We start from the raw sequence: 12,509 nt of genomic DNA on the forward strand, positions 1-12,509 counted from the left end.
CCTCAGGCGATGGTGACCGGCGTGGACTCGACCACATGGCGGCGGTAACCCGCCGGATTCCAGTCCACCGTGGCGGGCTGGCCTTCGCCCTTCTGGTTGGTCGCACGGACCATGAGCACGGCTCGGCCCATCTTCGCGAAGCTCACCGGCGCCCGCCATTCGCGAAACGAGAAGCGCCCCAGATCCTTGCCGAGCGTCGCCGCCTTCCAGCTCCGGCCGCCGTCGATGGAGACTTCCACCGTCTTGATGCCGGCACCGGCATCGAAGGCGATTCCCTTGAGTTCGATCGAGCGGGCGGCGGGCAGGATGCCACCGGCTTGGACGCTGGTGATGAAGCTGCGCACGGGCAGCGTGGAGATGGGCCGCGTCTTCGCCGCTGCGGAACCCGGTGCCACGCACTGGCAGTCGTTGTCGGGCACGCGGTAGGCGGTCGTCATGAACAGCGCGTCGTGGCCGTCGAACACATGGTCGATGACCTCGATTTCCGAGAGGTGCTTGACCCAGTAGGTGCCGAAGTAGCCCGGCACGATGAGCTTGACCGGGTAGCCGTTGAGGAACGGAAGGTCCTTGCCGTTCATGCCCCAAGCGAGCATCGGTTCGTCCTGCAGCGCGTGTTCGATGTCCAGCGCCTTGCGAAAGTCCGAGGTCGCGGGCAGCACCGGCGTGTCGAGGCCGTTGAAGGTTACCTGGCGGGCACTTGCAGCCACACCCGCCTTCTCGAGCACCTTGCGCAGCGGCACGCCGACCCATCGGGCATTGCCCATCGCGCCATTGGCGAGCTGTGCGCCGAAGACGCGCGGCGACGAGTACCCGCGGCTGTTGCCGGAGCACTGGTTGACCGCCACCACCTCCACCGGCTCGGCCAGTGCCTTCAGTTCGGCCAGCGACAGGTTCAACGGCGTGTTGACCTTTCCCTTGACGGTGAGCCGGTAGGTAGCAGGGTCGACCGCCAGCGGGATGTTGGCCAGGTGGTAACGCACGAAGAAAGCGTCGTTGGCGGTGATCGGCCCTTCGTTGAAGACTGAGAATGGCGTTTCCAGATGCGGCGGCCGGGTGTGAACGCGAATCAGCGGCCGTTTTTGCGGGTACGTCACCATGGGGCGCGGTCCGTCGGCAAAGGTCACGCCTTCGCCAGTATCGCGACCAGCCGCCAGCGCGGCGAGCGGCGACGCACCCAGCGCGAGAAGACCGGCGCCCTGGACGAAGCGCCGACGGGATGGAGCGCGCTTGGCGTCGTGCTGCGCGGTGGGTGTGGCTTCGCGACCTGATCTCATGGTTTGTCTCCGTTTGTTAGATAAATACAGTCAGTAGTGTCCGGCTTATTTGATGCTGAAGGGCGGCAACGCCAGTATTGAAGCGGGTTTCAGAGGATTCATGGGTGTCCACGATTTGAATTTCGTTTAGCTCATTTGCGATGCTCGCGGGTTTCAACAACCCGGAGTGGCGCATGAATGTGGGCAAGACGCTGTTCGCACAGGTAATGGAGTTCGTGCCTTGGAAGACCTTCTCGCGCATCATCGACCGCCACGATGGCGATGCAGGTGTTCGCACCCTGGGATGCGCGGACCTGTTTCGCGTCATGGCGTTTTCCCAGCTCACATGGCGCGAATCGCTGCGCGACATCGAAGCCTGCCTGGCCGCCAATCGTGGCAAGCTGTTTCACATGGGTTTGAAGGCACCCCCAGCACGCTCGACGTTGGCCGATGCGCTGAACTCGCGCGACTGGCGGATTTACCATGCGCTGGCGCAGCGGCTGATCGTGCGGGCCAGAGCCCTGTATGCCCAAGAGCCAACGGTGCTCGATCTCGATGCCAGTGTGTACGCCTTGGACGCCACCACCATCGACCTGTGCCTGAGCTTGTTCGACTGGGCGCCGTTTCGTTCGACCAAGGCCGCCATCAAGCTGCACACGCTGCTGGACCTGCGCGGTGCCATTCCCGCGTTCATTCACATCAGCGACGGCAAACTCCACGACGTCAACGTACTCGACATCCTGCCTGTCGAGGCGGGCGCTTTTTACGTGATGGATCGTGGATACGTCGACTTTGCTCGCCTGTATGCCATGCATCAGGCTGGCGCATTCTTCGTCACCCGAGCCAAAGCGGGCATGGATGCTCGGCGCGTGTACTCCGATCCCGTCAATCGCAGCACAGGCATCATCTGCGACCAGCGCGTAATGCTCAACGGCCATTACTCGGCCAAGAAGTACCCTGAGCACCTGCGGCGCATCCGATTCAAAGACCCCGAATCGGGGAAGACGCTGGTCTTTCTGAGCAACAACACGACGCTGCCAGCCTTGTCGATTGCCGCGCTCTACAAAAGTCGCTGGCAGGTCGAGCTGTTCTTCAAATGGATCAAGCAGCACCTGCGTATCAAGCGGTTCCTGGGTACTAGCGAGAACGCCGTCAAGACACAGATCTGGTGCGCCGTGTCCACCTACGTGCTCATTGCCATCGTCAAGAAGGAGCTTCATCTCGATGCTTCGCTCTACACATGTCTACAGATCTTGTCAGTGTCAGTTTTTGAGAAAACCCAGATTTCATGCGCCTTGCAGGCCGACCGATCCCAATCCATTGAGACACCCATCGCTAACCAGTTGAATTTGTTCAACTTTTAACCGGACACTACTGAAATACAGTGGCTATTCAGGGTGTCTGCCAACCCCACTTGGCGAAGATTGCTTGTCCTGCAGGCGATTTCAGGTAGTCCGCGAGCGCTTCTTCACGGCGCGGCCTTCTGCATCTTTGCCGCAGGCGCAGCCAGCGTCGCCTCCACAAGGTTGCTCGCCAAGTCCACTTTGGCGATTCCCAAGTCTTCGTTCAGCACATAGGCCGTCTTGCCGTCGCGCGTGAAGACGATGGCTTGCCGCGGCTCCTTGAATCCGGTGATGGTGGCGACCACGCTCTTGCTCGCGACATCGATGACGGACAGCGAGTTGTCGCCCAGGTTGCCGGCGTAGACGCGCCTGCCGTCGGGCGACAGCGCGGCACCGTACGGGTCCTTGCCGACAGCGATCGTCGACTCGATGGCGCGCTTGTCCAGGTCGACGACCGCGATGGTGTTGCTGCCGCTGTTCGCCGCGAAGAGCGTCTTGCCGTCGGCGGTGACTGAGATCGCGCGCAGCTTGTTGAACCCGGTGATCTCGCCGTCGATCTTGTTCGTCGCCGTGTTCACGATGGTGATCTTGTCGCCCATGAAGTTGGTGACGTACAGGGCCGATCCGTCGGGACTCAGGCGCACACCCTGGCGCGGCTGCGCGAAGCCGGTGATGACGGCGCGCGGTGCGCCGCTTGCGAGATCGAAACGCGTGACCGTGCTGGCGGCCTGGTTGTTCACGTACATCGTGGCGCCGTCCTTGCTCAGCACGGTGCCGAAGGCACCGGGGCCTGCCGGCAGGCTGCTGACCGTCTTCAGGCTGGACGTGGCGATCTTCGCCACGGTGCCCAGGCTGCTGTCCGAAACATAGAAGAACTCGCCAGACGGCGCGAACACGATGTTGCGTGGCGTCACGAAGCCATTCAGCACCTTGCGCACCTTGCCGGTCTTCAGGTTGTAGACGACGACGTCCGGGCGTTCGCTGTACGACACCACGGCCGTGCCCTCGTCCGGGCTGAGCGCCAGCGAGTTGTTGTGGATGGCACCGTCGAAGGTCCAGCGCTGCGTCGCACTTGCGGACGCTGCGACAGGCGCAGGTTGTGCCGTGACCGTCGAAGGAATCGAGGCGAGTGTCGAGAGGGCGAGGCACAGCGAAAGTGCGAGAGGACGGAGTTTCATGAGATTCTTTCGGTTGTCTGAATGGATGGACGAATGGCGGGGGCGATTTATTCCAGGTCCGCCCTGTCAGTTGAGGAGTGCAGTGATGCCCGCGTTGATGGCGAAGCCGCCGCACACCAGCCAGACGAAGAGCACGGCCGCCAGCGCCAGCGGCTTGATGCCGGCCTTGCGGATGGCCGACACGTGCGTCGTCAGGCCAAGACCTGCCATGGCCATGGCCAGCAGCACGGTGTCGATGTCGATCACCTGCGTCACCACCGCATGGGGCAGCAATGCGAGCGAGTTGAGTCCGGCGACCGCCACGAAACCGAGGGCGAACCAGGGAATCACGATGCCGCCGCGTGGCGAGGCATTGGCTTCGTCGGTGCCATCGGCAGCATCGGCGTCCTTGGCACTGGAGCGGGAGAGGTAGGCGGACAGGATGATCAGGAACGGCGCCAGCATCATCACGCGGACCATCTTGGCGATGACGGCGGTGTTCGCAGCCTGCTCGCTGACGGCGCGACCGGCGGCGACCACCTGTGCCACCTCATGGATCGTCGATCCGGCGAACACGCCGTAAGCGGTGGGCGACAGGTCGAACAGCCGGAATTGCGCGACCAGGTGATACAGCACCGGATACAGGAAGATCGCCAGCGTGCCGAACACCACCACCGTGGCCACCGCGACCATCACCTGCTCGGCGCGACCGCGCACGACGGGTTCGGCCGCCATCACCGCCGCCGCACCGCAGATCGAACTGCCGGCGCCGATCAGCATGGCCGTCTTGCGATCAAGCCCGAAGACCCGGGTGCCGAGGAAGCAGGCGAGCCCGAAGGTGCTGCACAGCACCGTGGCGTCGATCGCGACACCGGTCCAGCCGACGTTGCCGATGTCCTGGAAGGTCAGGCGCAGGCCGTACAGGATGATGCCCAGGCGCAGCAGGTTGGCCTTGGAAAAGGTCACGCCAGCGCCGGCCGCGGCGCCTATGCGGGGGTAGACGGTATTGCCGACCACCATGCCCAGCACGATGGCCAGGGTCAGCGCGCTGATGCCGTTGGACTGCAGCCAGCCGATCCTGCCCAGTTGGATCGACGCGAAAGCCAGGGCGCCCGTGAGTGCGAGGCCAGGAACCAACAGGCGTACACGGTGCATCGCTGCAGGGGTGTGCGTCAGGTGGGCTGCGGAAGTGGCGGTGTGCATCGTTTTCTCCATCGCGTCGTTTTCTGAAGGCATAGACGAACTTTGAACCGATTCGATCTATCCGGCAAACGGATACTTCCGCTATAACCTAGCCATCGAACAGGTAACGAAAGCGTTTGGATGCGCCTGACATTGCGTCAACTTCTGATCTTCACGGCCGTGGCCGACACCGGCAGCACCACCGCCGCCGGTGAGCGCGTCGCGCTCTCGCAGTCGGCGACCAGCGGCGCGCTGAACGAACTGGAGAACCTTCTCGGTGCCCAACTGTTCGACCGCATTGGCAAACGCTTGCTTCTGAACGACAACGGCCGTGCGCTGCTGCCGCAAGCCAGGTCATTGCTCGACGGCGCGCAGGAAATCGAAAGCCAGTTCGGGCTCGGCAGCACGGGAGCTGCAACCGCGCCGCTGGTCACGCGCCTTCGCGTTGGTGCCAGCACGACGATCGGCAATTACGTGCTGCCGGCGCTGATCGCCGGCTACAGCAGGACGTGGCCCGGTGCCGCAGTGGATGTCGTCATCGGCAACACGCGCGACATCGCTGCGGCCGTGACCCGCCTGGAGGTCGACATCGGTCTGATCGAAGGGCCCTGCCACGAGGCTGAGCTTCGAGTGACGCCATGGCTTCAGGACGAGTTGGTCATCGTGGCTGCACCGACGCATGCGCTGGTGCAGGAGGGCGTGCAGGCACGCGTTCCGTTGAAGGCCTTGCGGCAGGCACGCTGGTTGCTCCGTGAGCCGGGTTCCGGCACGCGCGAGGCCGTGGAGCACGTGTTGCTGCCGCACCTTCACCACCTGAACGGCGACATGCAGCCGGGCAGCACCGAAGCCATCAAGCAGGCGGCCGCCGAAGGCCTCGGGCTGGCTTGCCTGTCGCTGTGCGCGGTGCAGGACCTGGTGACACTCGGCAGACTGGTCGTTCTGCGAACCACGTTGCCTCGCCTGACTCGCCGCTTCTATCTGGTGCACCATCAGAAAAAGCGCCTTTCGGGCAACCTGCAACGCTTCGTGGCGCACTGCGAGCGACTGGAAGGAATCACCATGGCCCCAGACAAATCACCCATCGACTGAATCGGTACTCCGTGCGGCCTTGAGGTCGAGCTGAACGACCGCGTACCGGGAACGAAAACATGGGTCGCGCCGGCATTCAGATGTCGCAGCGAGACAATCAGAAATGCAGGTTTTATGTCGCACTGACTACCACTTGGCCACACCCGCCATGGCGGCACTGGCGCGCACAGAGTCCATTTACAAGGGCGAGAAGTTTTCAGACCACGCGCCCATCACTGTGGAATACGAGTTCGCGCTCTGACCCTCTGCCATGCCCTACCCCAAAGACACTGAGGACTCACTGCCCCAATGCATCCAGCCACCAAGCACCGATGCCTTGTGGATGCTGCTTTCTACGCCGCACCCGGCTATCGGCAAGGCCCGCCATTTGGGGGAGGCGCTGCTGCACGCCGGGCTGATCACGCCGGCCGCGCTGGCCAGCAGCTTGCAGACCCAGCAAGAGGAACGGGACAAAGGGAACGCACGCCCGATTGGCCAGATCCTGGTGGAGCAGCATGACCTGAGCCAGGACCAATTGCGGCAAGTGATTTCCACCTGGCTGGGCGAGTACATGGTCGACCCCACCCACCTGCAGCCAGAGCCTGACGCCCTGGCCTTGGTGCCCCGCACCGTGGCTGAGCGCGAATCGGTGCTGCCCCTGCTGGTGCGCGATGAATCCTTGGCGCTAATCATGGCCGACCCGTACGACCGGATGCTGCTCAGCGAGCTGCGCTTTCTGACCCAACGGCGGCTGATTCCCATCAAAGCTGCGCCGGGTACCTTGGCTCCTGCCATCGCCAAAGCCTACAGCGTTCACCCAGGCGATGCCTCTGATGCACCACGGGGAAAAATCGTCGCTGGCGGAGCCAAAGACGGCGTGCGCCCACCGCCCACTGCACGCGCCACATCGCAAGAACTGGCACAGGACCTGAACGACTCGGCCCCAGACAGCCAGACGGCCGATACCGATGTGGTGAGTGAATCGGACAACACGCTGGTGCGGCTGATCAACTCGGTCATCAACGAAGCCATTGCCCACCGTGCCTCCGACATCCATATCGAAACCGAGCCCGCGCCCCTGAATGTGCGCATTCGCTTGCGCATTGATGGCGATTTGGTGCCCCACCTGGAATTGCCCGCGCGCTTTCGCTATGCCTTGGTGGCACGCATCAAGATCATGGCCAACATGGACATCTCGGAGCACCGCAAGCCCCAGGATGGCAAGATCGATTTCTCTCGCTTCGGTGGCCCACCAGTAGAGCTGCGAGTCGTCACGGTGCCCACTTCGCGCGGTCTGGAGGATGTGGTGCTGCGGCTGCTGGCAGGCGCCAAGCCCTTGCCGCTGGATGCCATCGGGCTCACACCTGCCAACCTGAAGGCCATGCGTGACATGGTGCGCAAACCTTACGGCCTGGTGCTGGTGGTGGGGCCTACGGGCTGCGGCAAGACCACCACGCTGCACTCGGTCATCAGCGACATCAACACCGCTGGCCGCAAGATCTGGACGGCCGAGGACCCGATCGAAATCACCCAGAGTGGTCTGCGCCAGGTGCAGGTCAACCCGCGCATCGGCTGGACCTTCGCGGCCGCCATGCGCACGTTTTTACGCGCGGACCCAGACGTCATCATGATCGGCGAAATGCGCGACGAGGAGACCTCGCGCATCGCGATTGAAGCATCGCTCACAGGGCATCTGGTGCTCTCTACCCTGCACACCAATTCGGCACCCGAGAGCATTGCGCGGCTGCTGGAGATCGGCCTGGACCCGTTCAACTTCTCGGATTCGCTGCTCGCCATCCTTGCGCAGCGCCTGGTGCGGCGCCTGTGCAAGGCTTGCCGCGAACCCGTGGTGGCAGACGACGAAACGCTGCTGGACATGGCATCGCAGTACCTGCCCAGCGGCTCGGGCAACAGCCCCGAAGGCCGTGCGGCGCTGGTTCAGCGCTGGCGCAAGAACTACGGTGCGGGTTCTGGCGAATTGCAGCTCTGGCGCCGCGTGGGTTGCCAGGAGTGCGAGGGCCACGGCTACCGCGGGCGCATGGGCATCCATGAATTGATGCTCAGTGACGAAGCCATCCGCCAGCACATACGCCGCCGCGCCTCGGCCGCAGAAATTCGCCAGACCGCCTTGGCGGCCGGCATGCTTACGCTGCGCCAGGACGGTATTGAAAAAGTGCTGCAGGGCTTGACCGACATGTCCGAGGTGCTGGCAGCCAGCAACCTCTGACGCGACCTATTCGCGCGTGGAGATGTCCTTGCGCACGCGCTGCAGATGGCGCTCCACCAGAAAAGCGGCGGCGTCCTCGTCGCCGGTGACGATGGCTTCATAGATCAGCCGGTGCTCGGCCACATACAGAGGGATGCGCTCGGGGTCGCAAATGCCGTCGCCGCACAGCCTGCGCCACAGGGACTGGTCCATGCTGCGGGCGATTTCGTCGGCCATTTTGACCCACAGGGCGTCACCACCCATCAGGGCAATCTGCCGGTGAAACAGCCGGTCGCACTCCGACCACAAAGCTTGCTGCTGCGGGTCGCTCAGGTCCCGCACCTCTGACATGCGCCGCAGATATTCCTCGGCGGCTGCATCCCGCTTGCCGCCGCGGGCTGCACGTCGGGCCAAGGCCGGTTCGAACAGCAAACGCACGTCCAGAATGCTCAGCGGGCTGAAGTCTGACGGCCCGCCTGGCGTCTGCGTGTCTCCCGCATCCCCACCCTGGGCCGTGACATAGGTGCCCGAGCCATGGCGAGTGACCACCAAACCCAGGTTTTGCAGCGCCCCAATGGCTTCCCGCACCGCAGGGCGGCTCACACCCAGCCGTTGTGCCAGTTCCCGCTCGGACGGAAGCCGCGATCCTGCCGGGAAAGCCCCGCTCAGGATCGAACTGCGTATGCGCTCGGCCACCTGCTCGTAAATCTGCCTGGGTCGAAATTCATCCGCTGAATGGTCAATACTCATTACCAATTTTTCCGATCTGCTTTGAAAAATTGTAGAAAGAAGTCACCATTCAGACCAATGTATTTTCTGCAGTAGCGCCATCACTGTGGCGAAACATCCGCTAATTTAGGGACTAACCCTAGGGATTGCTTCGTCACCGAATCATGACAATTTGCCCAAAATTCAAGCGAACTTCGCCACAACCTGCCGCAATTGACCCACTTTGACGCGCAGCAAGCCGTAAAACGCTGACCTGACCCAAGTGGGTGCTAAAAAACCAATTTGCCATTGATTCACTGAAGCGCCCCTGTGACGCTTCACCGCGGCACGACTTCAAGCTGCCGCCGCCCTCCAAGATCGGATCCACCCATGACCGCCTCGACTTCCACGGCTTCGCCCACCCACCGTTTGCCCGTGTGCGATGCCAAGGCCACCGCACAGGCACTGCCTTTTGCTGCGCTGGCGAAGGCGATTGAAGCAGCTGCCGTGGAATACCGCGAGGGCAAGATCCTGAGCCCCGAGCGCATGGTGGTGCCCATGGGCCAAGGCGGCGTGATGCTGAGCATGCCAGCCACCTCGCACGACATTGGCATCCACAAGCTGGTCAATGTGCACCCTGGTAACGCTGCATTGAAGCTGCCCACCATCCACGGCATCGTGACCGTGTGCGCAGCCGCCACCGGCCAACCGCTGTGCCAGCTAGACGGCCCCGTGGTCACCGGGCGGCGCACTGCGGCCGTATCGATGGTCGCCATCCATCGGCTGCTGGGCCACGCACCCCGGCAGGTTCTGCTCATCGGCACTGGCGTGCAAGCCAGGCACCACATTCAAGCTCTGCAAGACCTGTACCCCGACTGCACCGTGTGGGTCCGTAGCCGCCAGGTCGCCACCGCCCAGGCGCTGTGCGCCGGGTTTGCAGGGTCCGCCACGGTACGGGCTTGCCCTGCAGGAATCCCTGAAGGCGTTGATGCCGTCATCACCCTGACCACAGCCACTGAACCGGTGTACGACGAGCCGCCACAGGCCGGCCGGGTCGTGGTGGGCGTAGGTGCTTTCAAACCCGAAATGGCCGAGATCGGCAAAACCACGCTGGACGGTAGCGTGCTGTACGCCGACGACCCGGCTGGCGCACGCCACGAGGCTGGCGACTTGCTGCGCGCTGGCGTGGAGTGGAGCCGCGTGCACGCTCTGGCGCAGCTCGTGCGCGAAGATCCCGACCGCTCGCAGGCGTTTGTCTTCAAGAGCGTAGGCACCGCGGCATGGGACTTGGCAGCCGCGCGCGCGGCCCTGGCGTCGCTGGGCATCGCCTGACATCACTGCGGCACTACCCCACACTCACCATGCAGATCACACGCACCATCAGCACTGTGGAAGTGCACACCGGCGGAGAGCCGTTTCGCATCGTCACCTCGGGCCTGCCCAAGCTGCCCGGCCACTCCATCGTGGAACGCCGCGCGTGGCTGCTGGAGCATGCCGATGACATCCGCCAGGCGCTGATGTTCGAGCCCCGTGGGCACGCCGACATGTACGGCGGTTACCTCACGCCACCCGTCTCCCCCACAGCAGACTTTGGCGTCATCTTTTTGCACAACGAGGGATACAGCGACCACTGCGGGCATGGCGTGATCGCCCTGGCCACCGCGGCGGTCGAGCTGGGCTGGGTGCAACGCACCGAGCCCGAGACACGGGTGGGCATCGATGCGCCCTGCGGCTTCATCGAAGCCTTTGTGCAGTGGGATGGAGCCCATGCCAACGGCGTGCGCTTCGTCAACGTGCCCTCGTTCATTTACCGGCGCGACGTCACAGTCACCACGCCCAGTTTTGGAGAGGTGACGGGTGACATTGCCTACGGTGGCGCCTTCTACTTCTACACCAGCGCCCAGCCCCACGGCCTCGAAATCCGCGAGTCTTCCATCGACACCCTGAAGCAGTTTGGCGCTGAGGTGAAAGCCGCCGCCAACGCCGCCTTCCCGGTGGTGCACCCGCACATCCCGGAAATCAACCACATCTACGGCACCATCATTGATGGAGCCCCGCGCCATCCAGGCTCCACACAGGCCAACTGCTGCGTGTTTGCAGACCGGGAGGTAGACCGTTCCCCCACCGGCTCGGGCACGGGCGGGCGCGTGGCACAGCTTTACCTGCGCGGCCTGCTGGGTAAGGACGATGTGCTGGTCAATGAATCCGTGATCGGAACCGTGTTCCAAGGCCGCGTGATGCACGAAACCCAAGTGGGCGACTTTGATGCGGTCATCCCTGAAATCTCTGGCACCGCCTACATTGCAGGGTTTTGCAACTGGGTACTGGACGCCCGAGACCCGCTGAGAAACGGTTTTCTTGTGCGCTAACGCCAGCCATCCAACTCCAGCGCCTGACGGGGCACCAGGTGCATGTGATCTTCGCGCCCCATCTCTACTCATTCTTTAGGACATCACCATGAAAAAAATTGCATTCAGCTTGACCGCACTGGCATTGGGTCTGGCCGCCATGACGGCCCAGGCACAAGAACGTATCCGCGTGGGCTTCATGAGCCCCGTGACCGGCCCCCAGGCCGCCAACGGCGTGGACAACCGCGACGGCGTTCTGCTGGCCATCAAGGAAATCAACGCCAAGGGCGTGAAGATTGACGGCAAGCCCGTGGTGTTTGAACTGGACATCAACGACGACGGCGCAGACCCCAAGCAAGGCGTGCAGATTGCCCAGTCTCTGTCCGACAAGAAGATCAAGTTCGTCATGGGCCCCTACAACTCGGGCGTGACCATGCCCGCAGCCCGCGTGCTGAACGACTCGGACATCGTGGTGCTGACCGTGGCCTCGAACCCCAAGATCACCGAGATGGGCTACAACAACCTGTTCCGCATCGGCGCCAGCGACAACCAGCTGGGCACCAAGATGGCGACCTACGCCGCCCAGGACCTGAAGATCAAGACCGTGGCCGTGATCGATGACCGCACCGCCTACGGCCAGGGCGTGGCGCGCGAGTTCACCGAACAAGCCAAGCGCCTGGGCGTGAAAGTGGTGGCCTCTGAATTCACCACCGACAAGGCCACAGACTTCAGCTCCATCCTGACCAACATCCGCGCATCGAAGGCCGATGCCGTGTTCTACGGTGGCTACTCGCCCCAGGGCGGCCCGCTGCTCAAGCAAATGCGCGCACTGGGCATCTCCGGCCCACTGCTGGGCGGTGACGGTATCTGCTCTTCCGAAACAGCCAACCTGTCGCAAATCTCTGGTGACCTGAACACCTTCTGCACGCAGGGTGGCTCGATGCTGGACCGCAGCGACAAGGGCCAGAAGTTTGCACAGCGCTACCGCGCCGAGTACAAGCGCGACCCACTGACCTACGCCGCCGCTTTCTACGACGGCATGCACATGCTGGCTGCCGCCATCGAGTCCACCCAATCGACCGACACCAAGAAGGTTGTGCAGGCCATCGCCAACGGCAAGTACGCTGGCGTGACAGGCGAGTTCTCGTACGACGCCAAGCACGACCTGAAGTCGTCGGCGGTCACGGTCTACACCTTCAAGGGCAAGGACGTCGTGCCGCTCAAGAGCCTCTGATCGCCCACGC

At 63.2% G+C, this 12,509-nt stretch carries 10 protein-coding genes and 1 pseudogene; 7 read left to right on the forward strand and 4 right to left on the reverse strand.

The genetic code is table 11. The features are described from left to right. Nucleotides 1-2: 2 nt before the first annotated feature. Nucleotides 3-1,274, reverse strand: a complete 1,272-nt coding sequence (gene sorA, locus PQV96_RS19475; protein ID WP_024813722.1) for a SorA family sulfite dehydrogenase catalytic subunit — start codon at nt 1,272-1,274, stop codon at nt 3-5. A gap of 173 nt (nt 1,275-1,447) precedes the next feature. Between sorA and PQV96_RS19480 the strand changes: the two genes are divergently transcribed. Next, nucleotides 1,448-2,617, forward strand: a complete 1,170-nt coding sequence (locus PQV96_RS19480) for an IS4 family transposase (protein ID WP_114657074.1) — start codon at nt 1,448-1,450, stop codon at nt 2,615-2,617. A gap of 104 nt (nt 2,618-2,721) precedes the next feature. Here PQV96_RS19480 and PQV96_RS19485 read toward each other — a convergent pair whose 3' ends face one another. Beyond that, nucleotides 2,722-3,774, reverse strand: a complete 1,053-nt coding sequence (locus PQV96_RS19485) for a YncE family protein (protein ID WP_024813721.1) — start codon at nt 3,772-3,774, stop codon at nt 2,722-2,724. 66 nt (nt 3,775-3,840) lie between these two features. Then, entirely contained in the window at nt 3,841-4,956 is a 1,116-nt protein-coding gene (locus PQV96_RS19490; protein ID WP_024813720.1) for a YeiH family protein, read from the reverse strand. Between the two features lie 120 nt (nt 4,957-5,076). Between PQV96_RS19490 and PQV96_RS19495 the strand changes: the two genes are divergently transcribed. The 3 genes and pseudogenes from PQV96_RS19495 to PQV96_RS19505 all read left to right on the forward strand — a co-directional run bounded on the left by PQV96_RS19495 (nt 5,077) and on the right by PQV96_RS19505 (nt 8,230). Further along, the gene (locus PQV96_RS19495; RefSeq protein WP_024813719.1) at nt 5,077-6,024 is read left to right on the forward strand and encodes a LysR family transcriptional regulator; all 948 of its coding nucleotides are present in this window, start codon (nt 5,077-5,079) and stop codon (nt 6,022-6,024) included. Nucleotides 6,025-6,142: 118 nt separating this feature from the next. Then, a pseudogene (locus PQV96_RS19500) lies at nt 6,143-6,265 on the forward strand (exodeoxyribonuclease III); the annotation flags it as partial. 9 nt (nt 6,266-6,274) lie between these two features. Then, nucleotides 6,275-8,230 (forward strand): GspE/PulE family protein, encoded by a 1,956-nt coding sequence (locus tag PQV96_RS19505; protein ID WP_273623929.1) that lies wholly within the window; start codon nt 6,275-6,277, stop codon nt 8,228-8,230. 6 nt (nt 8,231-8,236) lie between these two features. Here PQV96_RS19505 and PQV96_RS19510 read toward each other — a convergent pair whose 3' ends face one another. Further along, the gene (locus PQV96_RS19510) at nt 8,237-8,959 is read right to left on the reverse strand and encodes a FadR/GntR family transcriptional regulator (RefSeq protein WP_273623930.1); all 723 of its coding nucleotides are present in this window, start codon (nt 8,957-8,959) and stop codon (nt 8,237-8,239) included. A gap of 348 nt (nt 8,960-9,307) precedes the next feature. On the opposite strand from PQV96_RS19510, the gene lhpI reads away from it, so the two are divergent. From lhpI to PQV96_RS19525, 3 genes are all read left to right on the forward strand, one after another. Beyond that, nucleotides 9,308-10,249, forward strand: coding sequence for a bifunctional Delta(1)-pyrroline-2-carboxylate/Delta(1)-piperideine-2-carboxylate reductase (gene lhpI / locus PQV96_RS19515; RefSeq protein ID WP_142085384.1), 942 nt, complete (start codon nt 9,308-9,310; stop codon nt 10,247-10,249). A gap of 29 nt (nt 10,250-10,278) precedes the next feature. Beyond that, nucleotides 10,279-11,286, forward strand: coding sequence for a trans-3-hydroxy-L-proline dehydratase (gene lhpH / locus PQV96_RS19520; RefSeq protein ID WP_273623931.1), 1,008 nt, complete (start codon nt 10,279-10,281; stop codon nt 11,284-11,286). Between the two features lie 88 nt (nt 11,287-11,374). Beyond that, nucleotides 11,375-12,499, forward strand: coding sequence for a branched-chain amino acid ABC transporter substrate-binding protein (locus PQV96_RS19525; RefSeq protein ID WP_156445297.1), 1,125 nt, complete (start codon nt 11,375-11,377; stop codon nt 12,497-12,499). Nucleotides 12,500-12,509 lie beyond the last annotated feature (10 nt).

Origin of the sequence: Acidovorax temperans, assembly GCF_028596105.1 — a bacterium.
Taxonomy (GTDB): Bacteria; Pseudomonadota; Gammaproteobacteria; order Burkholderiales; family Burkholderiaceae_C; genus Acidovorax; species Acidovorax temperans.